Annotated in this window: 27 protein-coding genes, 1 pseudogene and 1 riboswitch; of the genes and pseudogenes, 16 read left to right on the top strand and 12 right to left on the bottom strand. The window is 36.4% G+C overall.

Translation table 11 applies throughout. The features are described 5' to 3' along the window. The first annotated feature begins 76 nt into the window (after positions 1-76). The 6 genes and pseudogenes from rpsA to yciH all read left to right on the top strand — a co-directional run bounded on the left by rpsA (position 77) and on the right by yciH (position 4745). Positions 77-1744 (top strand): 30S ribosomal protein S1, encoded by a 1668-nt coding sequence (gene rpsA, locus BMX01_RS03910; protein WP_064081827.1) that lies wholly within the window; start codon positions 77-79, stop codon positions 1742-1744. 76 nt (positions 1745-1820) lie between these two features. Beyond that, positions 1821-2103 (top strand): annotated as a pseudogene (locus tag BMX01_RS03905) (integration host factor subunit beta). A gap of 53 nt (positions 2104-2156) precedes the next feature. Further along, positions 2157-2444 (top strand): LapA family protein, encoded by a 288-nt coding sequence (locus tag BMX01_RS03900; RefSeq protein ID WP_064081828.1) that lies wholly within the window; start codon positions 2157-2159, stop codon positions 2442-2444. Beyond that, positions 2444-3634 (top strand): lipopolysaccharide assembly protein LapB, encoded by a 1191-nt coding sequence (lapB, locus tag BMX01_RS03895; RefSeq protein ID WP_064081829.1) that lies wholly within the window; start codon positions 2444-2446, stop codon positions 3632-3634. Before BMX01_RS03900 ends, lapB begins: the two co-directional genes overlap by 1 nt. Before the next feature lie 35 nt (positions 3635-3669). Next, entirely contained in the window at positions 3670-4362 is a 693-nt protein-coding gene (pyrF, locus tag BMX01_RS03890) for an orotidine-5'-phosphate decarboxylase (RefSeq protein ID WP_064083166.1), read from the top strand. A 71-nt stretch (positions 4363-4433) separates the two neighbouring features. Then, entirely contained in the window at positions 4434-4745 is a 312-nt protein-coding gene (gene yciH / locus BMX01_RS03885; RefSeq protein ID WP_064083298.1) for a stress response translation initiation inhibitor YciH, read from the top strand. A 94-nt stretch (positions 4746-4839) separates the two neighbouring features. On the opposite strand, the gene BMX01_RS03880 is transcribed toward yciH, so the two are convergent. From BMX01_RS03880 to yjgA, 4 genes are all read right to left on the bottom strand, one after another. After that, positions 4840-5229 (bottom strand): PNPOx family protein, encoded by a 390-nt coding sequence (locus BMX01_RS03880; protein ID WP_064081832.1) that lies wholly within the window; start codon positions 5227-5229, stop codon positions 4840-4842. Positions 5230-5241: 12 nt separating this feature from the next. Next, positions 5242-5805 (bottom strand): UbiX family flavin prenyltransferase, encoded by a 564-nt coding sequence (locus BMX01_RS03875; protein ID WP_074647800.1) that lies wholly within the window; start codon positions 5803-5805, stop codon positions 5242-5244. Between the two features lie 69 nt (positions 5806-5874). Beyond that, positions 5875-6246 carry a SirB2 family protein gene (locus BMX01_RS03870; protein WP_074647797.1) on the bottom strand — a complete coding sequence of 124 codons (372 nt, stop codon included), beginning with the start codon at positions 6244-6246 and terminating at the stop codon, positions 5875-5877. A gap of 35 nt (positions 6247-6281) precedes the next feature. After that, positions 6282-6812 carry a ribosome biogenesis factor YjgA gene (gene yjgA, locus BMX01_RS03865; protein WP_064081835.1) on the bottom strand — a complete coding sequence of 177 codons (531 nt, stop codon included), beginning with the start codon at positions 6810-6812 and terminating at the stop codon, positions 6282-6284. Positions 6813-6905: 93 nt separating this feature from the next. Here yjgA and pmbA point away from each other — a divergent pair, with 93 nt between their 5' ends. Next, on the top strand, positions 6906-8255 hold the full coding sequence (gene pmbA / locus BMX01_RS03860; RefSeq protein ID WP_064081836.1) for a metalloprotease PmbA: 1350 nt from the start codon (positions 6906-6908) through the stop codon (positions 8253-8255). A 189-nt stretch (positions 8256-8444) separates the two neighbouring features. On the opposite strand, the gene can is transcribed toward pmbA, so the two are convergent. From can to BMX01_RS03845, 3 genes are all read right to left on the bottom strand, one after another. Further along, positions 8445-9137 (bottom strand): carbonate dehydratase, encoded by a 693-nt coding sequence (can, locus tag BMX01_RS03855; RefSeq protein WP_064081837.1) that lies wholly within the window; start codon positions 9135-9137, stop codon positions 8445-8447. A 120-nt stretch (positions 9138-9257) separates the two neighbouring features. After that, positions 9258-9464, bottom strand: coding sequence for a cold shock domain-containing protein CspD (gene cspD / locus BMX01_RS03850; RefSeq protein ID WP_064081838.1), 207 nt, complete (start codon positions 9462-9464; stop codon positions 9258-9260). A 107-nt stretch (positions 9465-9571) separates the two neighbouring features. After that, positions 9572-10147: a YceB family lipoprotein gene (locus BMX01_RS03845; protein WP_064081839.1), complete on the bottom strand. Its 576-nt coding sequence runs from the start codon at positions 10145-10147 to the stop codon at positions 9572-9574. A gap of 198 nt (positions 10148-10345) precedes the next feature. On the opposite strand from BMX01_RS03845, the gene tgt reads away from it, so the two are divergent. Continuing rightward, the gene (gene tgt, locus BMX01_RS03840) at positions 10346-11491 is read left to right on the top strand and encodes a tRNA guanosine(34) transglycosylase Tgt (RefSeq protein WP_064081840.1); all 1146 of its coding nucleotides are present in this window, start codon (positions 10346-10348) and stop codon (positions 11489-11491) included. An 84-nt stretch (positions 11492-11575) separates the two neighbouring features. Here tgt and BMX01_RS03835 read toward each other — a convergent pair whose 3' ends face one another. The 3 genes from BMX01_RS03835 to BMX01_RS03825 form a co-directional block, all read right to left on the bottom strand. After that, positions 11576-12175 (bottom strand): TIGR04211 family SH3 domain-containing protein, encoded by a 600-nt coding sequence (locus tag BMX01_RS03835; protein WP_074647794.1) that lies wholly within the window; start codon positions 12173-12175, stop codon positions 11576-11578. A 69-nt stretch (positions 12176-12244) separates the two neighbouring features. Continuing rightward, positions 12245-13507: an inorganic phosphate transporter gene (locus tag BMX01_RS03830; RefSeq protein ID WP_074647791.1), complete on the bottom strand. Its 1263-nt coding sequence runs from the start codon at positions 13505-13507 to the stop codon at positions 12245-12247. A gap of 9 nt (positions 13508-13516) precedes the next feature. After that, positions 13517-14197, bottom strand: a complete 681-nt coding sequence (locus BMX01_RS03825; protein ID WP_064081843.1) for a TIGR00153 family protein — start codon at positions 14195-14197, stop codon at positions 13517-13519. Positions 14198-14468: 271 nt separating this feature from the next. On the opposite strand from BMX01_RS03825, the gene BMX01_RS03820 reads away from it, so the two are divergent. Genes BMX01_RS03820 through nrdR form a run of 3 tightly spaced genes read left to right on the top strand, consistent with a single transcriptional unit; the run spans position 14469 to position 16664 of the window. After that, positions 14469-15938 (top strand): replicative DNA helicase, encoded by a 1470-nt coding sequence (locus BMX01_RS03820; RefSeq protein ID WP_064081844.1) that lies wholly within the window; start codon positions 14469-14471, stop codon positions 15936-15938. After that, positions 15928-16215, top strand: coding sequence for a YcgL domain-containing protein (locus BMX01_RS03815; protein WP_064082993.1), 288 nt, complete (start codon positions 15928-15930; stop codon positions 16213-16215). The genes BMX01_RS03820 and BMX01_RS03815 overlap by 11 nt, the downstream gene beginning before the upstream one ends. Next, complete coding sequence (gene nrdR, locus BMX01_RS03810; protein ID WP_010945236.1) at positions 16215-16664, top strand: transcriptional regulator NrdR; 450 nt, start codon at positions 16215-16217, stop codon at positions 16662-16664. Before BMX01_RS03815 ends, nrdR begins: the two co-directional genes overlap by 1 nt. Before the next feature lie 70 nt (positions 16665-16734). On the opposite strand, the gene lysC is transcribed toward nrdR, so the two are convergent. Both lysC and BMX01_RS03800 read right to left on the bottom strand, forming a co-directional pair. Continuing rightward, on the bottom strand, positions 16735-18090 hold the full coding sequence (gene lysC / locus BMX01_RS03805; RefSeq protein WP_064081845.1) for a lysine-sensitive aspartokinase 3: 1356 nt from the start codon (positions 18088-18090) through the stop codon (positions 16735-16737). Positions 18091-18193: 103 nt separating this feature from the next. Beyond that, a riboswitch (Lysine riboswitch) is annotated at positions 18194-18385 on the bottom strand. A 205-nt stretch (positions 18386-18590) separates the two neighbouring features. Then, the gene (locus tag BMX01_RS03800) at positions 18591-18926 is read right to left on the bottom strand and encodes a DUF496 family protein (protein ID WP_074647788.1); all 336 of its coding nucleotides are present in this window, start codon (positions 18924-18926) and stop codon (positions 18591-18593) included. A gap of 168 nt (positions 18927-19094) precedes the next feature. On the opposite strand from BMX01_RS03800, the gene ppx reads away from it, so the two are divergent. The 5 genes from ppx (at position 19095) to aroA (ending at position 24752) form a co-directional block, all read left to right on the top strand. Next, positions 19095-20618: an exopolyphosphatase gene (gene ppx, locus BMX01_RS03795; protein ID WP_074647785.1), complete on the top strand. Its 1524-nt coding sequence runs from the start codon at positions 19095-19097 to the stop codon at positions 20616-20618. Positions 20619-20774: 156 nt separating this feature from the next. Continuing rightward, positions 20775-21242, top strand: coding sequence for an N-acetylneuraminate anomerase (nanQ, locus tag BMX01_RS03790; protein ID WP_064081848.1), 468 nt, complete (start codon positions 20775-20777; stop codon positions 21240-21242). A gap of 18 nt (positions 21243-21260) precedes the next feature. Beyond that, positions 21261-22139 (top strand): MurR/RpiR family transcriptional regulator, encoded by an 879-nt coding sequence (locus BMX01_RS03785; protein WP_064081849.1) that lies wholly within the window; start codon positions 21261-21263, stop codon positions 22137-22139. A 146-nt stretch (positions 22140-22285) separates the two neighbouring features. Further along, a complete protein-coding gene (gene serC, locus BMX01_RS03780) occupies positions 22286-23374 on the top strand; it encodes a 3-phosphoserine/phosphohydroxythreonine transaminase (protein WP_064081850.1) in 1089 nt (362 codons plus the stop codon). Between the two features lie 79 nt (positions 23375-23453). Further along, positions 23454-24752, top strand: coding sequence for a 3-phosphoshikimate 1-carboxyvinyltransferase (gene aroA / locus BMX01_RS03775; protein ID WP_064082994.1), 1299 nt, complete (start codon positions 23454-23456; stop codon positions 24750-24752). The last annotated feature ends 48 nt before the right edge of the window (positions 24753-24800 follow it).

Here is a 24800-nt window from a genome sequence, read left to right as displayed (position 1 = left end):
TTGTTTAGTAATTATTGTTAACCCCGTTTAACAGGAAGTTAAATGGATGTTCATTTTTTAATTAAAGAAGAAAATTATGTCAGAATTATCGTTTGCTCAATTATTAGAAGAATCTTTTGCTGCAACTCCGCGTTTAGGCGATGTAGTTAAAGGTACTGTTGTTGCTATTCAAAAAGGCTATGTTATTGTTGATACAGGTTTTAAATCTGAATCATCAATTCCTGCGGAAGAATTTACTAATGCACAAGGTGAGCTTGAAGTTCAAATTGGCGATCAAGTAGATGTAGTACTAAAAGCAGTTGAAGATGGCTTTGGTGAAACAGTAGTTTCTCGTGGTGATGCAAAACGTAACGAAGCTTGGATTGCATTAGAAAAAGCATTCGAAGAACAAGCGACCGTTATTGGTTTCGTAAATGGTAAAGTAAAAGGTGGTTTCACTGTTGAATTAAATGGTGTACGTGCATTCTTACCAGGTTCATTAGTGGATACTCGTCCAGTACGTGATTCTTTAAACTTAGAAGGTAAAGAATTAGAGTTTAAAGTCATTAAACTTGACCAAAAACGTAACAATGTAGTTGTTTCTCGTCGTGCAGTAATTGAATCAGAAAATAGCCAAGATCGTGATGAAGTATTAGCGAACTTAGTAGAAGGTTCTGTTATTACTGGTACAGTTAAAAACTTAACTGACTATGGTGCATTCGTTGATTTAGGTGGTGTTGATGGTTTATTACATATCACAGATATGGCATGGAAACGTGTTAAACACCCTAGCGAAGTTGTTGCTGTAGGTCAAGAAGTAACGGTTAAAGTACTTAAATTTGACAAAGAAAAAACACGCGTATCATTAGGCTTAAAACAATTAGGCCAAGATCCATGGGCTGCAATCGCTCAAAATCACCCTGTAAACAGCAAATTAACAGGTAAAGTAACTAATTTAACCGATTATGGTTGTTTCGTTGAAATTTTAGATGGTGTTGAAGGTTTAGTTCACGTTTCAGAAATGGATTGGACAAATAAAAATATTCATCCTTCTAAAGTCGTTAGCGTTGGTGATGTTGTTGAAGTAATGGTTTTAGAGGTTGATGAAGAACGTCGTCGTATTTCATTAGGTTTAAAACAATGTAAAGCAAATCCTTGGGAACACTTCGCTGCAACGCATAATAAAAACGATAAAGTGACAGGTAAAATTAAATCTATCACTGATTTCGGTATCTTTATCGGCCTTGAAGGTGGAATTGATGGTTTAGTTCACTTATCTGACATTTCTTGGAATGTTACCGGTGAAGAAGCTGTGCGTAACTACAAAAAAGGTGATGAAGTAGAAGCGGTTGTATTACAAGTAGATGCTGCTAAAGAGCGTATCTCTTTAGGTATTAAACAATTAGAATCTGATCCATTCACTAATTTCGTAGATAGCACTAAAAAAGGCGCTATTTTAACGGGTAAAGTTGTCGATGTTGACACAAAAGGCGTTAAAGTTGAATTAGAAGGCGGTGTAGAAGCGTTTATCCGTGCTAATGAAGCAACACGTGAGCGTGTAGAAGATATCACAACAGTAATTTCTGTTGGCGATTCAATTGAAGCAAAATATACCGGTATTGATCGTAAATCTCGTTTAGTTAATTTATCTGTGCGTGCAAAAGACGAAGCTGAAGAATCTGCTGCACTTGCTCAAGTAAATAAACAAGATGTTGAAATGCCAAATGCAATGACAGCGGCTTTCCAAGCAGCAAAAGGTGAATAATTAGAATTCTGTCTAATTAGAGGAGCGGGTATGTGAAAGCATATCCGCTTTGATTTAATCAGTTAGAGGAAATTTTATGACTAAATCAGAGCTTATTGAAAAATTAATAGCGTTAAATCCGAGTTTACCAGAAAAGGCAGTTGAAGACGGCGTTAAAGATATTTTGGAAAATATTATGCTCACTTTGGAGCAGGCTAAGAGAGTGGAAATAAGAGGTTTTGGCAGTTTTTCTTTACATTATCGTCAGCCACGTATTGGTCGCAATCCTAAAACGGGGGCAAGTGTTAAGTTAGATGCAAAATATGTGCCACATTTTTAAAGCGGGTAAGGATTTAAAAGAACGCGTTGATTTAGTATAGGGTTTTCTAAGGGCAATTTTGTCTTTTCTATTAGTATACTAAGAGGATAAACAATGAAATATATTTTAGGCGTTTTAATTACCCTGGCAGTTGTTATTGTTGCGGTTACTATTGGAGCAAATAATGATCAACTGATTACATTTAATTATGTTGTAGCACAAAGTGAATTACGCTTATCTAGCCTTGTTGCTATTCTATTCGGTTTGGGTTTAATTTTAGGTTGGTTACTTACCGGTATTTTTTATTTGAAATTGAAAGTAAAAACTATCGCATTGAATCGTCGTGTAAAGCGTCAAGCTCAACAAATTACAGAATTAACGAATACGCCGAAGACTAACTAATGTTCGAATTATTGTTCCTTTTATTACCTATTGCAGCGCTTTATGGCTGGTATATGGGACGTCTTAGTGTTAAAAAGGATCAAGAATCTATCAATAATAAATTTTCTCGTGATTATGTTACGGGTTTAAATTTTCTTTTGTCTAATCAGCAAGAAAAAGCGGTTGATCTTTTTCTATCAATGCTTCAAAAACAGGAATCTGAAAATCAGATTACCACGGAATCACAATTTGAAGCGGAACTTACTTTAGGTAATCTTTTTCGTTCTCGCGGTGAAGTTGATCGCGCATTACGTATTCATCAAGCACTAGATTCAAGTCTAAATTATTCTATTGAACAAAAACTATTAGCTAAACAGCAACTTGCCAAGGATTTTATGGCGGCAGGTTTTTATGATCGCGCAGAAAATTATTATATTTTGTTGTTAGATGAGCCAGAATTTGCGGTAAATTCACTTACACAATTAATGGTTCTTTATCAGAAAACAAATGAATGGAAGAAAGCGATTAATGTTGCGGAAAAGCTTTTAAAAATTGATCCTAAAACTGATGGTGTTCCTTTATCGCATTATTATTGTGAATATGCACAAGCTATAAAATCTGAAGATGCGGATTTATATTTGAGGCTTTTAGGTAAAGCATTAGAATATTCACCATTGTGTACGCGAGCCTCTATGTTATTGGGTGATTATTATTTGGCGCAAGGACAATTTTCGCAAGCATTAACACATTTTGAGCATATTTTAGTTCAAGATCCTGATTATATTAGTGAAGTGTTGCATAACATTAAAACGTGTTATGCGGCATTACATGATTTTATAAATTACGAATTATTTCTAATTAGATCAAATCAAGTTAAACATAATAGCAGTGTGGACATAGCATTAGCGGAGTTAATTGAACAAAAAGATGGTTTGATTGCAGCGCATTCTAAGTTATATCAACAATTAAGCAAGTATCCTAGTATGTTGATTTTTCATCGTTTTATTTATTATCAAATAAATGAAGCAGAGAAAGGTAGCGCAAAAGAGAGTTTAGTATTATTGCATAATATGGTAGGTGCTAGGATTAAAAAAAGTTTTCAATATCGTTGTTTAAATTGTGGTTATCAAAGTTATCGTTTGAGTTGGTATTGCCCATCTTGTCGGCAATGGGAGCAAATTAAGCCAATAAATGGTATCGATTCATATTAATGATTATCTCGATAAGTTAAAGGAGAGGAGTCCTTATGGACAATAAAATTATTGTTGCCTTAGATTATGAAACTGAAAATGAAGCATTGAATTTTATAGATCAGGTTGATCCGTCACTTTGTCGCTTGAAAGTGGGTAAAGAAATGTTTACAACGTTAGGTACTCACTTTGTTAAACAGCTTCACGACAGAAAATTTGATGTTTTTCTTGATTTAAAATATCACGATATTCCAAATACTGTGGCAAGGGCTGTGCGTTCAGCCGCTGATTTGGGGGTATGGATGGTTGATTTACATGCGTCAGGTGGATTAACAATGATGGAAGAGGCAAAAAAAATTCTTGAGCCTTATGGTAAGGATGCGCCTTTATTAATTGCGGTGACGGTATTAACAAGTATGGAAGATTTAGATTTGTTACAAATTGGTATTAATGCTTCTCCGATGGAACAGGTGATTCGGTTATCTCACCTTGCAAAACGTGCGGGACTAGATGGTGTAGTCTGTTCTCCACAAGAGGTAGAAGTGTTAAGAACGCATTGTGGTGATGATTTTAAACTTGTGACACCGGGTATTCGTCCAGCTGGTTCAGATTTTGGTGATCAACGTCGTGTAATGACACCCAAACAGGCTATTCAAACGGGGGCTGATTTTTTAGTTATTGGTCGTCCTATTACTCAAGCACAAGAACCTTTATCCATTTTAAAAGCTATTAATGCTTCAATTGCATAATTATGTATCATAATGAGGGTGAGCTTTGCTCGCCTTTTTTATTGTAAGCGGTCAATTTTTGAGATTTTTATATGACATTAGTTTATTCGACAGAAACAGGGCGGATTTTACCGGAAAAATTAAAAGTAGAGCCGTCTAAAGGCGATGGTATTGTTCGGATTCAAAAACAAACTAGCGGTAGAAAAGGTAAAGGCGTGAGCATAATCTCAGGCTCAGACTTAGATAGCGTAGCATTAAAACTATTAGCGGCAGAACTTAAAAAAAGAAGTGGTGTTGGTGGCTCAGTGAAAGGCGGTAATATTGAAATTCAAGGTGATAACCGTGAGTTACTAAAACAAATCTTGCTGGAAAAAGGTTTTAAAGTAAAACTAGCGGGCGGTTAACTGGCGTTATTGACTAGAGTTGGCTAAAACTATTTTATTGTGATTATTCAGTGTGGCGTTGCCAAATTGACTTTTGTGCAAATAGGTATTCATTTTAGGTGTATTTAATCATATCTAAATGTAATAGCCAAACATCACTGGATGTTAAGCGGGCAAATGGATGGCATTGATAGTAGTGTGTTAATGATGAATGGTATTCAGTATCTTGCTTGGTCAGCAGTTGAGATGTGGCTGAAAATTGAATACCTTTAATCGCTTGAATATCTGTTATTTGTGCTGAGATGGTGCCAACTATTTTGGGGTTATGTAACATAATTTGTGAATGGCGTGTGTTTTTACTGGTCAGTAAAATCAAACGCGCCATGTTGTGATCAAATGCATAAAAACAACTGGCTGTCCAGAAATCATCAATAGTGTATGCTGCAAAATTGACGACGTGGTTATTTTGAATAAAACGACTGATGAATGATGGTATTTTTTGCATATTTGTGTAGCGTTATTTCTCTCCCCAACGAGGCATTGCGATATCAATATTAAATAAATCTAATGCGCGACTTACGCTATCAGTCACAATATCATCAATGGATGTGGGGTTTTGATAAAAAGCCGGTACCGGTGGGAAAATGATACCGCCCATTTGTGTAATGCGTTGCATGTTGTCGATATGGCTAAGATTAAGCGGTGTTTCTCGAACCATTAAAACAAGTTTACGCCGTTCTTTTAAAATAACATCGGCAGCCCGAGTAAGCAGATTGTCACTCAAACCTAGCGCAATCGCTGAAAGGGTTTTTATTGAACAAGGCGCTACTAACATACCTAATGTTTTAAATGAGCCACTCGCAATGCTAGCACTAATGTTATTGATTGTATGAACATGATCAGCGAGTGAAATCACCTCTTCTCGTTTAAGTTCTGTTTCTAATGAGCGGGTTAATTCTGCACTTTTGGTCATAATTAGGTGTGTTTCAATATCTACTGTTTTAATTAAACGTAGTGCTTTATAACCATATTGAAAACCACTTGCGCCACTTATGCCAATAATAAGTCGTTGTTTTTGCATAAAATCCTTGATTATGAGAGAAGCGGCTATTTTGGGCAAAATAGTTGCTGAAATTTGCCGCTTATTGGGTTAATGCATTGTTGCTACAATCATCATTAGCATAAAACTAATTACGGCTAACACAAAATATTTAAATGAGAATGGATGAGATTTTTTAAATGTTTTAGCAGAAAATATGATGTATAGCACCATAAAGGTCATTTTAGGCAGTAACCATTGTAATTGATTAAAGGCATAAATTTCGTTAGATAACAATACATATAAAATGATTATGCCTGTGCTTAGTAATAAACTATCGATTATATGAGGTGCAATTTTTAATATTTTATATTGACGCCAATTCACTTTTTTTGCCGCTAGCACACCACGGCTTAATAATAACGTGAGGCTAAGGTAGGCAAAGCCTAAGTGAGTTAATAAAAGTTGAGAAAAAAATTCCATTATGACTCCAAATAGTTAATGATGAAAAATAAAAACTATACAATAAGTTCGCTTTTCAAATATTGAAAAATCTCATGATAATTTTTAGCCGGTTTATTTATCTGTTTTTCTTTTTGCGCCATACGAATGAGGTTACGTAAATGTTGGCGATCAAGTTGAGGATATTCACTAAGTAGCTGATTAAGTGATGCATCCCCCATATTTATTAATTGATCACGAATTAATTCTAGCTTGTGTAATAATGCTTGTTGTTGATTGTGTCTATTTTTTACTTTATCTAATGCATCTTGAATAGGTGCAGAATCTCGGTTACGCAATAGTTTGCCAATAAATTGAATTTGGCGACGACGAGCTTCTAGTTTGAAGCTTTGAGCTTGGCGAATAGCATATTTAAGATCTTCATCTAAGGGGATTTTTTCTAGATTTTGTGGTGTTAATTCAATCAGTTCGGCGCCTAACTTTTTTAGGTGTTCAGAATCACGTTTGATTTCGCTTTTACTTACCCAAATGATTTCTTTATCATCATCTGTCCAGTCAATTTCTGGTTTGCCGCGTTTTTTAGCCATAGTTATTCCTTCAATGATAAAAAAAGCCATATTCTAGCAGAATTTTAAGGTAGAATATACGGAACAAGTTTATTACAGTGGCGATTAAAAATTATGTCTTTAACAACTAAACAACAACTTCAAGATCAAGAACAATCATTACGCCAAGCCGTTGATTTTGCCTTAAATGTTGCACAAAAAGCGGGAGCTAGTGCTGAGGTAAGTGTAACCAAAGTGGCGGGGCTTTCTATTTCAACGCGTTTAGAGAAAACGGAAAATATTGAATTTAATAATGATGGTTCATTGGGAATTTCTGTTTACCTTAACCAACGAAAAGGCAATGCTTCCACTTCAGATTTACAACCACAATCTATTCAGCGTGCAGTAGAATCGGCACTAGCGATTGCTAAATATACTTCAGAAGATAAATGCGCGGGCTTAGCTGATAAGGCGTTAATGGCTTTTGATCCAATTGATTTAGAGTTATATCATCAAGCCAATATTTCTGTTGAACAAGTGGTTGAATTAGCATTAGAAACGGAACATTATGCTTTACATACAGACAACAGAATTGTGAATAGTGAAGGTGCAACATTTAATTCACATAGTGGTATTCGAGTTTATGGTAATACACACGGTATGTTGACTAGTTACCTTTCTAGCCGTTATTCACTTTCTTGTAGTGTTATTGCTGAGCATTCAGAACAGTTAGAACGTGATTATGAATATACTATTTCACGTGAGTTCGATAAATTACAGTCGCCTATTTGGGTCGGACAGCAAGCCGCATTTAAAGCAGTAAAGCGGTTAAATCCGCGTAAAATAAAAACGTGTGAAGTACCGGTCATTTTTTATAATGATGTAGCTACAGGCTTGATTGGTCATTTAGCGGGTGCAATCAGTGGTGGTGCTTTGTATCGTAAATCTAGTTTTCTATTAGATCATTTAGGTAAGCAAATTTTACCCGAGTGGTTTGCAATTTCGGAAAGACCTCATTTGTTGCGTCAGTTAGCCTCTTCTTCATTTGATAGTGAGGGCGTCAGGACGCAAGATCGTGAAATCATTACTGCTGGGGTATTACAAACTTATCTAATGACTAGCTATTCGGCATGTAAAATGGGATTGACAACGACTGGGCATGCAGGTGGAATTCACAATTGGTTAGTTAAACCAAATTGTACGGGGGGGCTAAGCGGTCTCTTAAAACAAATAGACTGTGGTTTATTAGTCACAGAGTTTTTAGGCTCAGCAATTAACCCGGTTACCGGTGAATATTCACGTGGCGCTTCAGGGTTTTGGATAGAACATGGTGAAATTCAGTATCCTGTGGCGGAAATCACGATTGCAGGGCAGTTACAGGAAATGTATCAGGGCATTATTGCGGTGGCAGATGATGTAGAATATCGTTCAAATATTCAAACGGGCTCAATTTTAGTCAATAAAATGAAAATTTCTGGTGAATAATGATTATTTGAGAATAATTCTTATTGACATTGGTTTTTTTTTGCTTAAAATAGCACTCGTTACATTTTAGGGTAATGTAACATTGCTAAACAACTTTGAATTGAAGTTGTTAGTGATTAGGGTAAAATAAATTCGTTAGGTTCAAAATGGCTAGTCTGTAAAAAGGCTAGCTATTTTTTTATCGATTGCTTACTTGGGGTATTCGGCTAATTTTTTTGCTACTAACTCGTCAGCCTCTGTGGTTAATTTGGCTATAGCATTACGATAAGTAATTTCTAGATTCTCACGACTTGTAGCAATTACACCTTGATCATTTAGTACTCCGTCATTAACATCATAAACCCAGCCGTGAATTGATAGTTTTTTACCACATTCCCACGCTGATTTAACAATTGAACAACGTCCAAGATTATAAACTTGTTCTGCGACATTTAACCGCGTAATCATATTGGCGCGTTGTTCGGGGGAGAGTTTGCCAAGCAGATGGCTATGTTTAAGCCATAAATCGCGAATATGAAGCAACCAGTTGCTAATGAGTCCATAATCTTCAACGGTACCAATTGCTGCTTTAATACCGCCACAATTTGTATGGCCACATATAATAATGTGTTCAATATTTAATACATCGACCGCATATTGCACTACGGATAGACAGTTTAGGTCTGTATGAATCACTAAATTAGCAACGTTACGGTGTACAAATAATTCCCCAGGGCCTAAACCGGTCAGTTTTTCAGCGGGTACACGACTATCTGAACAACCGATCCATAAGTAAGTGGGTTTTTGATGTTCTGCCAGTTGTTTAAAATAATCAGATTGTTCATCTTTCATTCGTGTTGCCCAAGCGTGATTATTTATAAACAATTGTTCGATTTGTTTCATTTAGTTCCTTTTCGACAAAATAGGGATAGGATAAGTGGTCGATTCTAACATAGAATAAAAAAGCAGTCGAATTCAGCAAAGTTGCTGAAAATTCAACCGCTTATTAATCTAGACTGTGATTTATTCTATAGTAGAAATATGCGTAGCAGATGCACCACGTTCATTAGTAACTAGTTCAAATTTTACTTTTTGTCCTACTTTCAATGAGCGATAGCCATCTTGTTTAATTTCAGAAAAGTGGGCAAAAATATCACCTTCAATGGTATCACAAGTAATGAAGCCAAATCCTTTTACGTTGTTAAACCATTTCACAATGCCAATATGCATACAATATAATCTCCTATAGCAGTTCAATTGATTTGATGAATTTTAGTTAAAAATTTGAGAAGCTCAATGCTCGATTGTTAAAAATTAGCACTAGATCACAAAATTTTTTAAAGAAGAATCGTTTGTAGGCTTAATTTACCTTGTTCTATTACAATTGCTTTACCAAATTTTTTTAATAATGCTTCTTGAGTTTTGTTTTCATCAAGGGTATAGATAGGCGTGTTATTTAACATTTTACTCAAGCCGTCAACTAATAAAGGTAAAAAAGCTTGTAATTTATCTTGGTATTTTTCAGGGCTAGCACTATAGTTGAGTAAGCGGATATCTTTTAGATAAAGTTTACCAATTTTAGTGTCATAATAGGGCGTAGTGTCAATGTTCAGATTAAGTTGAGCATCGTAGCTTTTACCTTTCAGTAGCAAAACGCCATCAATAATGCCGGATAGACTCACTTTGTTAGCGTCTGTTCGTCCAATTTGAGTAGTCAGATTATGTAAATGGTAATTTAGTTGGAATAATCCCGGTATACCGATTTGATCTTGCATTCGGAATTTTTCGGTTAATTTTGTTGCCAAATATTGGTTGATCTGTTGTTCACTAATATCAATGAAATTTGCATAACTTTGTACGCTAGTTAAAAAGAATGTACTGATTATAAATAATCGATTAACTAAAGTTTTCATTTGTTTCCTAGTCATGAGATTTGATTAAATAGCTAACCATTCTAGTTTTGCAATTTGAAAAAAGGTAGAATGGTTCACTTTGATATTAATTGGAATATAGCAATTCTTTGGCATAAATGAAATAAGATAGTGATAGATTAATGTTAATTTATTTACTTTTGGAATGATTTATAGACTGTTTCTCTATAAGGATAAATGATGAAATATGAATTAAAAAGTACGAGTGGAATGGCTCGCAGAGGGCGTTTAACGTTTTCGCGTCCACAAGGTGAATGTTATGTTGAAACGCCCGCATTTATGCCGGTTGGGACTTATGGCACAGTAAAAGGCATGACGCCGGAAGAAGTGAAAGCAACAGGAGCTCAGATTTTATTAGGTAACACGTTCCATCTGTGGCTTCGCCCAGGTCAAGAAATTATGAAAATGCATGGTGATTTACATGATTTTATGCAATGGCACGGGCCAATTTTAACCGATTCAGGTGGTTTTCAGGTCTTTAGTTTAGGTAAATTACGTAAAATTAAAGAAGAGGGCGTTACCTTTCAAAATCCAATTAGTGGTGAGAAAATTTTTCTGTCGCCAGAAAAATCAATGGAAATCCAATATGATTTAGGCTCAGATATCGTGATGATTTTTGATGAATGTACGCCATATCCTGCAACCTTTGAGTACGCTAAAAAATCAATGGAAATGTCGTTACGTTGGGCAAAACGTAGTCGAATTCGTTTTGATGAGCTTGCTAATCCTCGAGCATTATTTGGTATTATTCAAGGCAGTACATACGAAGAATTACGTAGAGAATCGGTAAAAGGGTTAATCAATATTGGTTTTGATGGTTATGCGGTGGGTGGTTTAGCTGTGGGTGAGCCAAAAGAAGAAATGCATCGAATTCTAGAGTTTACTACACCATTATTACCGCAAGATAAACCTCGTTATTTAATGGGCGTGGGTAAACCAGAAGATTTAGTAGAAGGCGTTCGCCGTGGTATAGATATGTTTGATTGCGTGATGCCAACCCGTAATGCGCGTAATGGTCATTTATTTGTAAGTGATGGTGTAGTGAAAATCCGAAATGCCAAATATAAAAATGATACTACGCCATTAGATGCTGAATGTGATTGTTATACTTGTAAAAATTACACGAAAGCATACCTTTATCATTTAGATAAATGCGGTGAAATTTTAGGCGCTAGTTTAAATACAATTCATAATTTACGCTATTATCAACGTTTAATGGTACAAATTCGCCAAGCAATTGAACAAGATTGTTTCGATGAGTTTGTCGTTGAATTTTATGCAAAAATAGGTAAGGAGGTGCCGCCATTACACCTCAAGTCTGAATAATACGTGGTTTAAAAACAGGTAGCGCTTAAGAAAAGCGGGCATATTTAGCAACATTTTAGTAGATATAGCTCGCTTAATTATTGATTAGGACCAACCATTATTACGGCGGCTGCGTGGTAAAATAAAAGGGATCAGTAAACCTAATAATAAGCCTACAGTCAGTACCGAACCGCCATAGATGAACCATTGAATCACAATTTCTCTTTTTTCTGCATCTTGCATAGTTTCTAAATCACGATTTTTATTTTTTAATACTTCTAATTTACGTTTTAATTGAGTATTTTCATCAAGTAATTCACTACTTTGTTGTTCTGCTTGTTGGCTACGGCGTTGCATTTCAGCTGTACGTTGTTGCCAGTCATTATCAATTTTGTTTAATTTACTGCTTAAGTCTTGTATTTGTTGTTGTAATTTAGGGATTAATTCTTTTGGGCTTGCTGTTTGTGAAATTTCATTATTGAGTACCCAACCTTCACGATTTCTGCGGTCTCGAATAAGTACAAAACGGTCTTTACGATCAAGCACGGTAATTTTTTCGCCCGCTTGAATTGTACCGGCAATTTTATATTGATCACCGGCACCTTTTCGCATGTAAGTACTTAGATTTTCTGTAATGTAATCTGCAGAATAACTTGGAAAGCTACAACTAAGTGCTAAACAAGCGAGTAACGTTCGTTTTAGCATATTAATGCTCCTTTTAAATAGTAAAAAGGAAAATTACGTTGCCGCATTTTCCTTGGTTAAACTTAATCATTAATGAAAGAATGCTTTCAATATGAAATAGAAAATAATTGAGAATACTGCACCAGCCGGTAAGGTAACAACCCAAGAGATAACAATATTGCGAATAATGCCCAAGTTTAATGCGGCAATACCACGTGCAAAACCTACACCTAAAATCGCACCTACTAATGTTTGCGTAGTCGAAATTGGTAAGCCTGTGCCGGAAGCGATAACCACAGTAACCGCGCAAGCAAATTGTGCAGCGAAGCCTCGACTTGGCGTTAATTCAGTAATACCTGTACCAACCGTTGCCATTACTGATCGTCCCATTACTGCAAGGCCAACTGCAATACCGATACCGCCTAAAGGCAAAATCCACGGTGCTAATGTTGCTTTGCTCCCAATCATACCGCCACTTGCAACAATTGATTCAACGGCTGCCAGTGGACCAATTGCGTTGGCAACGTCATTGGATCCGTGTGCGAAAGCCATTGCACAAGCAGTTAGAAACATTAAGATACCAAAAATTTTTTCTACTCCGGCAAAGCCTTTACCTTGTGTTTTTTCCGAGAACGTTTTGCTGTGTAAATAAAAATAACCAATGATTGCTGCAACCAGTGCTAATGTGATTGACGCAGTAAATGTTTCAATACCGGATAAGTTTAAGCCGACGTGTTTAAGGCCTTTGGCAATGGTGATGATAGCTAAAATAAAAATAGTCATACCCATATACATTGGGCCAAATTTTTTTGCTTGTGCGAGTGGGTTGGAGCGGTTGAAAATGAGTTTTTGTGAATTAATAAAAATAAGGAAGGCAATGATACCCGCTATTATAGGTGTTATAAACCAACTGCCAACAATACTCATTAACGTGCTCCATTGAATAGCACCTGCGCCTACAGTAATTAGTGCAAATCCGATAACAGCACCGATAATGGTATGCGTTCCAGAAACGGGCCAGCCCATTTTAGTCGCAATAATTAACCATACGCCTGATGAGCAAAGCGATGCCATCATACCTAGTACTAACGTTTCTGGTGCATCGTTGAATGCTTCAGGTTGAATAATGCCACTTTTAATGGTGTCTGCCACTTCACCACCGGCAAGATAAGCACCGGCTAATTCAAAGATCATTGCAATAATGATCGCTTGTTTGACGGTAATGGTACCTGATCCAACTGAAGTTCCCATTGCATTAGATACGTCATTAGCACCAATACCGAATGTCATTAAAAAGCCTAAAATAGCGGTCAGAATAATAAGGATTGAGCCATATTGTTGAAGTAATTCCATTAGGATCCCCTATGCTTTCGCCAGCATCAGTTCAATACGTGAACCTACGCGCTGTGCTTGATCAGCTAAAATACTGACACGTTCAATACATTTATATAGAAATATTACATCGATTGGATTGAACTCTTGTTCTAAACCACGTAGTGTACGGCGTAACACAATTTGAATTTGATCGGTATCATCTTCAATTTGATCTAACTCTAAAATCATATTATTGACAAATTTTAATTCACGTCCACGAAAGCCTGTTTCTAATAATTTATCTAATTCCGCTAATACCTTACGAACCTGACGTGTTGAGTCTAAGCTACGAGATAAAAATTTTCTGAATGTTGCTTGCATGGCTTCTGGAATAACTAATTGGCGTCCAATAATGCGACCAGAAATATCTCTTGAATAATTGGCTAATTTATCTAATTGAGTAACTAATTCCAATAGATCTGTACGTTCGACAGGTAAAAATAAACCACGCGGAAGTTTTAAGCGAATTTCGCGTTTTAAAGCATCAGCACGGCGTTCTAAACCAATGATTTGTTCTCTTACTTTTATTGCTTCATCCCAATCTTGTTTGAAAGTGGCTTCAAAAAACGGTTCAAGTAATTCACTACATTCAGTAACTTTAACAGAGTGTTTTTGTAGTGGTTTTAGTGGCGATTGTGCGAATAAACCTAAAATGTTATTCATTGCCATAAGAGGATCTCCATTATGAATGATATTTTAATTGATTTTGTGTAATACAAAATCGCCAACATTTTACTTGATATGTGTCAAAAGATCACGAATAGCAGTAATATTTATGGTAAATAAGCGGTTTTTTTGTCAGCTATTTCGACAAAATAGTACCGCTTTTTTATATGGTAACTATATTTAACTAATGCGTATATACAAATAACTACAAATTTATTGAAATTCCGTTAAACTAACTCTCTATCGTGATTAATTTCTTAGAGAGTTGAGTTAAATGGCTGAATACCTTCCATCAAATAAAGCAAATATGCGAGATAAACAAGTTGAAAATATTGCTATTTCTCCTCATTCAATTGAAGCTGAGCAGGCGGTGTTGGGGGGGATCATGCTCAGTAATGAACATTGGGATAATGTAGTAGAGCGTATTCAAGCAAGTGATTTTTATAATTATGCGCATCGTACTATTTTCGAACATATGGTGGAGTTGATGCGTAATAATCAACCGATTGATATTATTACGCTTGATCAAGCATTAAAGGCTAAAGGCGTGCTACAAGATGTCGGTGGTTTTGCTTATTTAGCGGAATTATCTAAAAATACGCCAAGCGCAGCAAATATATTAGCTTATGCGGATATTGTGCGCGATCGATCAGATTTACGCGGTGTTATTTTGGCGAGTAATCAAATTGCGGAGATGGCGTATCATACAAAGGGTAGAAGCGCTAAAGACGTATTAGATGAAGCTGAACGTATTGTATTTGAAATTGCAGAAAAGCGTCATGCTAGCAATGAGGGGCCTCAAAAAATAGATCATATTTTGTTGAATACCTTAGCCCGTATTGAATTATTATCGAAAAATCGCAATAACGGTGGCGTAACCGGTATTTCTACCGGCTTTATTGATTTAAATAAGAAAACGGCAGGATTACAACCCTCTGATTTAATTATTGTTGCGGCACGTCCGTCAATGGGTAAAACCACATTTGCTATGAATCTTTGTGAGAATGCCTCATTACATGATATTGAAGATCACAATGATCTAGATGAAAATGGTAACCCGCGTAAAAAACCAGCTAAACCGGTATTGATTTTTAGTTTAGAAATGCCAGCTGATCAAATTATGATGCGGATGTTGGCTTCTTTATCACGTGTAGATCAAACTAAAATTCGAACAGGACAAATACACGATGATGAAGAATGGGCTAAGATCTCAAGCACGGTAGCCATTTTACAGGAACGGAAGAATATTTTTATTGATGATAGTGCCGGTTTAACGCCTACTGAACTTCGCTCACGGGCTAGACGTATTTATCGAGAAAATGGTGGCTTAAGTTTGATTATGGTAGATTACTTGCAATTAATGCGTGTGCCGAATTTTTCAGATAATCGTACATTAGAAATTGCTGAAATTTCTCGTTCTTTAAAAGCCTTAGCGAAAGAGTTAGAAGTGCCAGTCGTTGCCCTTTCTCAGTTAAACCGAGGTCTCGAACAACGACAAGATAAACGTCCGGTTAATTCAGATTTACGTGAATCAGGTTCTATTGAGCAAGATGCGGACTTAATTATGTTTATTTATCGTGATGAAGTTTATCATTCCGAATCGGATTTAAAAGGCGTGGCGGAGATTATTATCGGTAAACAGCGTAATGGTCCAATTGGCCGTGTCAAATTGACGTTTCAAGGACAATACTCTAGATTTGATAACTATACGGGAACGGGAGATGTATATAGTGATGAATTCTAATTTTTGTGCTATTTATAAAAGTATGAGTAAAGAAGGTATGTTCCTTTATATTGCTCAACGTGATAAATTTAATACTGTTCCTGAGCAGTTATTACAAATGTTTGGTAAACCACAATTCGTGATGTTATTTAATTTAGCGGGAGAAAAACCGCTTAAACAAGTAAATAATCAGGATGTTTTGTTGGCAATTAAAACACAAGGCTTTTTTTTACAAATATCACCACCTGCGGAAAATTTGCTTAAGCAATTTCTTATTCAAAAGGGAGAAAAGAAATAATGCGTTGTCCATTTTGCACTGCAGAAGAAACCAAAGTCATAGATTCTCGCTTAGCGGCGGATGGTTATCAAATTCGCCGTCGTCGTGAGTGTATTGGTTGTAAAGAACGTTTTACTACCTTTGAGTCCGCTGAATTAGCTTTGCCGTATATTATTAAAAATAATGGTAATCGAGAGCCTTTTGATCTTAATAAATTAGAGGTTAGCTTAAATCGCGCACTTGAAAAAAGACCGGTTCATGCGGATGATGTTGACAATGTGATCAGTAAAATTATTTTTCAATTAAAAGCGTTAGGCGAGCGGGAAGTGCCTAGTAAATCGGTCGGGCATTTGGCTATGGATGGACTAAAGCAGTTGGATAAAGTCGCTTATATTCGTTTTGCTTCTGTTTATCTTAGTTTTGATGATATTGAAGAGTTCACAAAAGAAATTGAGAAATTAAGAGAATAGGTTGTGTGATTGAGTTTAATCTTAACAAGCAAGCGGTCGAATTAGCTTCTTAATTCGACCGCTTTGTTATTTATGATTCAAATAGGTCGTAGTGTAAAGCAAGCAAGATATGATCTGCTTCGCTATTTTTTACTAACATATAAATATTATTGGTACTGGCGCCATAGTTAATTAAACGAATATTAAAGGGCTCAATTATCTGAAATAATTCTTTAGCAATGCCTTGTTGTAAATGTAGATCATTGCCAATAATTGCAATTAGGCTAAGGTCATTTTCAATTTTTATATGGCAAAATTGACTTAATTCGTGAACTAAAGTGTCCGATAATATTTGTGTAGTTGATGCGGTAGAATCCGTTTTATCTAATGTTAAAGTAATGCTGACTTCTGATGTAGTGATAATATCAACTGAAACTTGGTACTTGGCTAGTATAGAAAAGACACTCGCTAAAAATTCTTGGGCGTGTAGCATTGCAAGGCTTGATAGTGTCACTAAAGTTTGGTTACGACGTAACGCAATAGCTCGAAAAATCGGGCGGCATGTTGGATCACGTGTTACCCACGTTCCACCTTGTTCTGGCGCTTTACTCGATCCAACATAAACAGGAATGTTACTCCGTACGGCAGGTAATAATGTGGCAGGATGTAAGACTTTTGCACCAAATGTAGCCATTTCAGCCGCTTCATTGAACGCGATGGTGGCGATGCGTTGTGCATTGGGTACTATACGTGGATCTGTCGTATAAATTCCTGGCACATCAGTCCAAATTAAAACGTCTTTGGCGGATAATACTTCCGCTAATAAGGCCGCAGAGTAGTCTGATCCACCACGCCCTAACGTCGTGGTGTTTCCTTGTTGATCGCGAGCAATAAAACCTTGTGTAATAATGATTTTATTTGCTTCAAGCAGTGGTTTGAATATAGCGTCTATCTGCTGTTGTGTTTTTTTATCATCAGGTATTGCTTTACCATGGTGGCTATTGGTCGCGATTACATCACGAACATCAACCCATATAGCGGGTATTTCTCGTTCAATTAATAATTGCGTAAATATTTTAGACGACATCAATTCACCGTGAGCAATCAACTCATCAGTTAGGGTAGCAGATGTTGTTACACTTGCTGATTCAGCTAAGACACTGATATGTTGCAGTAATCGGTCTATTTCTGCAGAAATAGCTTCAGGTTGTTGTAGTTGTTGTATAATATTGTATTGGACACTTCGAACGTTCTGCAGAATTTCTACACGGCGTAATGGGGCACAGCCATTCGCTAATTCAACCAAGTAATTAGTGATTCCCGCTGAAGCGGATAGGACCACAACGCGTGTATGGTTATCTTTAACAACAATGTTTGCACAAGCATTCATTGCATTAAAATCAGCGACACTTGTGCCACCAAATTTTGCAACCGAAAAATGAGACATAATAAGAAATTCCTATATAAAATCAAAAATGATTAATGCTGTTGTTTAGAGGAAATTCGAAAGGAAATTTGAGTAGATTATACGGTTTGCTTGTTAAGACCCAATTAATCAGAGCACTCCATTTAAACAGCTAATGCCTTTTAAATGACAGCTGATAGGATTCAACCTGACTCAGCCGATGTTCATTCCAGTCTAGTGAATTCACACCTCGGCAAACCACTCCCATCATTTAATCCTCAAACGGCCCTAGTTGCCTAAGATTAAATTGCCTGAGTGTTGCGCCTCTCCCGCAATGATAAAGAACATCATTACTTTCCCTTACTCGTGCAAAGGACGCGCATAGAAATACTCTTTTATCTTAAAAGAGTCAAATTATATTTGTCTGTTTAGGTAGGATTGATTAAGGAATGGGCTATTTTTCTTGCAAAAAGGAAAAAGCGGTTTAATTTTAGCAAAATGGATAGAATAATCAGTAAATTAAACCGCTTGAATGAAAATGATTAATCTGTTGTTTTTACGGTAGGCGCTTGTTTATGGACTGCCATTTTTTGACGTATTTCACGACGTTGTTTTGAAAGTTCAGCGTTACGAATCATATAATCATCTACACGATTTTCATAGCCATCACGCATATGTGCAATAATCGCGCGAATTTCTTCGATACTCATTGCGTCAGTAATATATTGAGTTAAATTATCCAAGAGTAATACACGTTTTTGGTTATCGCGAATTTTACGATCGTTATCAGCAGTTTCACGATGTAATTTGTTTTTTAAACGATAAAGATGTACATAATCTAACATATTTTGGAAAGATTGTTTTTTAGTATCGACCATTTTTCAACTCCTTCAGGATTATTAGCAAACAAATTAGTATAAATACTAGTCTTTTTCCGGTTATTCGTCAAAGTGTTTTATAACAAAGCTAGAATAAGGCTACATAGTTAATGTTAAAAGTGTTAATATTCGTCTATTTTGAACCTCTACATTATAAAGGATCTCATTATGCCTGTTTCTCAATTTCAACATTTTTCTCCTCGTGAATTTGCTGCCATTGATCTTGGTTCAAATAGTTTTCATATGATTGTGGCACGGATTGTTAACGGTTCTATCCAAGTATTGTCGCGTTTAAAGCGACGAGTTAGGTTGGCAGATGGTTTAAATGAAGAACGAGTGTTAAGCCAAGAAGCGATTGAACGAGGCGTTAATTGTTTATCATTGTTTTCTGACCGGTTACAGGGGTTTGACGTTGAAAATGTCAAAGTGGTCGGCACTTATACGTTACGCTGTGCCGTTAATAATGATGAATTTTTACAACAAGCAGCAAAAGTATTTCCTTATCCTATTCAAATTATCTCTGGGCAAGAAGAAGCACGTTTAATTTATGCGGGGGTTAGCCATACTCAGCCAGAAAAAGGGCGTAAATTAATCATTGATATTGGCGGTGGTTCAACAGAAATCGCTGTTGGAGATGATTTTTCACCATTACGTGTTGAAAGTCGTCATATGGGCTGTGTTAGCTTTGCTAAGCGATTTTTTCCTGAAGGTCAATTGACTGCCGAATATTTTGAACAAGCGTATCAAACCGCAATTGAGAAGATTGAGGATTTAGCTTGGGAATATCGAGAATTAGGTTGGGAAAATGTGCTAGGTTCATCAGGCACTGTGAAAACGGTGCAAAAAGTGCTAGTGGCACAAGGATATCGAGATGGCTTGATTACCACAGCACGGTTAAAAATATTAGTTGAACGCTGTTTACAATTTACTTCATTATATAATATTCAGATGAAAGGATTAGTCGAAGAACGCGCCGATGTGTTAGTGCCGGGCTTAGCCATTCTATTAGCGTTATTTGATACTTTTAAAATTGAGGCAATGCGTTATTCTGATGGTGCATTGCGCGAAGGCGTGATGTATGGTTTAGAACAGGCATTTCAAGTCAGTGATATTCGACAACGTACCGCTGAAGGATTAGCAGAACAATTCAATATTGATCAACAGCAAGCACAACGTGTAGAAAAAACGGCATTAGCGTTATTTGAACAAGTAAAAAATTGGCGGAATCATCGTCAAGTTGCTGAGTTACGTAGTATTTTAAAATGGGCAAGTTTGTTACATGAAATTGGGATTGTAATCAATCATAATGGTATCCATAAACATTCAGCTTATATTATTGCACATCGCGATTTACCGGGGTTTGATGTTGAACAACAACATTTATTGGCGATTTTAATGCGATTCCACTTAAAAGCATTTAAATGCAGTGATATTCGTAGCACTAATCGCTATCAACACCGCGATATTTTAACCTTATTACGTTTATTTCGTTTAGCCGTTTTATTAAATCGTTCTCGCCAAGCGGCTGTTTTTCCTCAAATATTAACGCTTAAGACAGAAAAAAATCACTGGCAAATAAGTTTTGATTTAGATTTTTTAACTAAAAATCCTTTAGTGTTAGCTGATTTAGAAGAAGAACAGCAATATTTAGCTGCATTAGGTTTATATTTGCAGATCACTTCGTTAAGTTAAAATTTGATCTAGTTCGTATTTTTCCTTTTTATTGCTTGTTATTTTATTAATAACCTTTTAACCTACTTCAATTGGAGTAGGTTTTCATTAATTGCAATTTTATGGAGCAAAATGATACAACCATATTCCATTATTAATTTAAGGAAGGAACATTAAATGCTATTAGGTGACTTATCTCGCTCAGATTGTATAACATCATTACCGCCTATTTTCGCTAAACTTTGTCGCAAATTACAAACCCTTGATTTGTTAACGCTTCCGTTAGGTTGGCAAGAATTGATGGACGGCATTCGTATGAATGTTATAGAGTTTGAAACAAGCTCACCAGAAGATAAAAAAGCAGAAATACATCGTAAATTTATTGATATTCAATTGTTAATTGATGGACAAGAAATGATTGAATATGGCCTAAGACAGCCTGATTTAACAGAATATGATGAATATCACGAAGAAGGGGACTATCAGTTAACGAATACAATTGAGCATAAAAATAGCGTGGTATTACAGCCAAATATGTTCGCGATTTTTTTGCCTTATGAGCCACATAAGCCGGGTAATAGTCTTGATGGTAACCCTTTACCAATAAGAAAATTAGTGGTGAAAGTGCCAACTAGTTATTTATAGTATTAAGAGGATACAACTATGTCTGCACGTGGAAAAATTTTAGATACTATAGGCGCATTACAAACTAGTTTAACAAAAACGGAAAAGAAAATAGCAGCGGCTATTTTAGCCCAACCAGCAATTTTGAACCAAAGTTCGCTTTCGGAGGTGGCTAAACAATTAGATGTAGGCGAAGCAACCTTTATTCGTTTTTGTCGAACTTTAGGTTTTAAAGGTTATACTGATTTTAAATTGGATTTGGCGATTGAGTTAGCCACACAAGAAAAAGAGAGTAATTCTATTTTTGATACTGATGTATCAGAAAGCGATTCAGCAAAAGAAATTGCGGTTAAATTGCAAAGTAGTCTAAATAATGTTATTGCCGAAACCATCAATCTATTAGACTTCAAAGAGCTTGAAAATGTTGTAGCAGAGTTACAGAAAGCACAACGTATTTTTCTATTTGGCGTTGGATCTTCAGGCTTAACCGCAGAAGATGCAAAACATAAATTAATGCGGATCGGGTTGCAAACGGATGCAGTAACTAATAATCATTTTATGTATATGCAAGCATCATTATTACGTCAAGGTGACGTGGTGATCGGTATTAGCCACTCAGGCCATTCTCAAGAAGTTATTAGTGCTTTGGGAATTGCGCGTAATAATCACGCTAAAACAATTGCGATTACGCATCATATTCGTTCACCCATAACGAATGTAGCCGATTACGTGTTAATTAATGGTAATCGTCAAGGGCATATGCAAGGCGACTCAATTGGTACTAAAATGTCGCAATTGTTTGTGCTTGATCTGATTTATGTATTATTAGTCAAAGCAGCGCCGGAGAAATCTATTCAACATAAACAAAAAACACTAGATGTTATTTTGGAGCAACGGCTTCAACATAATAGACGCTAGCATATTTGTAGATCAAGCGGTCGATTTAAGCAATTTTTTGCAAATTCGACCGCTTTTTATTATGCGTTTAAAAATTATTTTTAAGTTATGCTTGTTTTGGTTAGAATGGCAAATACGTTACGGAATAGATGATAAGAGGCGTACAGATGAAACACGTTTATAATTTTAGTGCCGGGCCTGCGATGATGCCTAAAGCTGTTTTAACACAAGCACAACAAGAATTATTAAATTGGCAACAGCAAGGTACTTCCGTAATGGAAGTCAGTCATCGAAGTAATGCTTTTATGGCGCTTGCCACTCAAACTGAACAAGATCTTCGACAATTATATGCTATACCCGATAATTATAAAGTTTTGTTTTTACAAGGTGGTGCTCACGGACAATTTGCTGCAATTCCGATGAATTTAATTGGCAAGAAAGGCAAAGCGCTTTATTTAATTAGTGGGCATTGGTCAAACCGTGCTGCGCAAGAAGCTCGTAATTTTTGTGAGGTCGATCAGCTTAATATATTAACTCAAGATGAAGCAGGTGTTTTTTCGGTTAATCAGACAGATTTTAGCGATATTGCTGAGCAATATGATTATGTTCATTTTTGTCCAAATGAAACCATCAGTGGCGTTGAAATTTCGGATATTCCGACTGTCGGTAAAGCGGTATTAGTGGCTGATATGTCTTCTAATATTCTTTCACGTAATATTGATATTAGCAAATTTGGCTTAATTTATGCGGGAGCTCAAAAAAACTTAGGTCCTGCGGGCATCACTATTGTGATTATTCGGCAAGATTTAATCGGTAATGCACAGCGTGCAACCCCGTCTATTTGGAATTATGCCACGCAAGTGAATGCGGACTCAATGATTAATACGCCGCCTACATTTGCTTGGTATCTTTGTTCATTAGTTTTTAAATATTTACGTGCAGAAGGTGGTTTAGCTAGCGTTGAGCAACGCAATCAGCAAAAAGCGGCATTATTGTACCAATATTTAGATAACAGCCATTTTTATCATAATTATGTTGCCCCCAAAAATCGTTCATTAATGAATGTAATCTTTACTACTAATAATGACGAATTAAATGCAAAATTTGTAGCGGAAGCGGCAGAAAATGGTTTACACGCGCTAAAAGGGCATAAAGTTGTAGGCGGTATGCGTGCTTCGATTTATAATGCGATGCCATTAGATGGTATTGAGGCGTTAATTCAATTTATGCAAAAATTTGCACGAGAAAACCGTTGATTCAATTTAATTGCACAGGCTACGTTAAGTAGCCTTTTCTTTACTTCTATTTTTGGCGACAGTTAAGAGTATGAATACAATCGAAAAGATTAGGTTAGATCCTATTACGCGTATTGAGGGCGAGATTACTTTACCCGGCTCAAAAAGTCTTTCAAACCGAGCATTGTTATTAGCCGCGTTAGCGAAAGGCACGACGCGCGTGACTAATTTATTAGTGAGTGATGATGTTGAGCATATGTTAAATGCCTTACAAACATTAGGGATTCGTTATACGCTTTCACAAGATAAACGAGAATGTATAGTTGAAGGCGCGGGTGGAGCATTAGCTTGGCAGAATGGCTTGTCTTTATTTTTAGGTAACGCCGGCACAGTAATGCGTCCTTTAGCAGCCGTGTTATGTTTAAAAGGTGAAGCGCGTGCGGAAGTTGTATTAACGGGGGAAACGCGTATGCAACAGCGCCCTATTCAGCATTTAGTTGATGCATTACGACAAGCAGGTGCCAACATAGAGTATTTAGAAAATCAAGGTTATCCACCGCTAGCCATTAAAAATACAGGCTTAACCGGTGGTAAAATTCAAATTGATGGTTCTATTTCAAGCCAATTTTTAACCGCATTATTGATGGTGGCGCCGTTGGCTGAATCTGATATGCAAATAGAGATTGTGGGTGATTTAGTTTCCAAGCCTTATATAGATATGACGCTCGCGATGATGCGTGATTTTGGGGTAGTGGTACAAAATAATAATTATCAAAGTTTTTTCGTCCAAGCTCAGCAATGTTATCTTTCACCAGGGCAATATTGGGTGGAAGGCGATGCTTCATCGGCTTCTTATTTTTTAGCGGCAGCTGCGATTAAAGGCAAAGTTAAAGTGAATGGCATTGGTAAAAATTCTATTCAAGGTGACCGCTTATTTGCAGATGTATTAGCTAAAATGGGCGCTAATATCAGTTGGGGAGAAGATTTCATTCAAGCGGAAAAATCCGTATTACGAGGCATTGATGTCGATCTAAATCATATTCCTGATGCCGCAATGACTATCGCTATAGTTGCACTGTTTGCCGAAACTGAAACGATCATTCGTAATGTATATAATTGGCGTGTGAAAGAAACCGATCGATTAAGCGCGATGGCGACAGAATTGCGTAAATTAGGTGCGACTGTCGAAGAAGGGCAAGATTTTATTCGTATTCAACCGCTTGCATTAACCGATTTTGAAACAGCGGAAATTGAGACGTATAATGATCATCGTATAGCCATGTGTTTTTCTTTAATTGCACTTTCAAATACTGCAATGACCATTTTAGATCCACAATGTACCCGCAAAACGTTTCCAAATTATTTTGCGGAATTTGAAAAATTATGGCAGAAAAGCTGAGAATCAAGCGGTTTATTTTGTAAATGTTTTTGCAAATCTAACCGCTTT

The sequence above is a fragment of the [Haemophilus] ducreyi genome (assembly GCF_900109315.1).
GTDB lineage: Bacteria > Pseudomonadota > Gammaproteobacteria > Enterobacterales > Pasteurellaceae > Haemophilus_B > Haemophilus_B ducreyi.
This window is presented reverse-complemented; position numbering and strand designations above follow the sequence as displayed.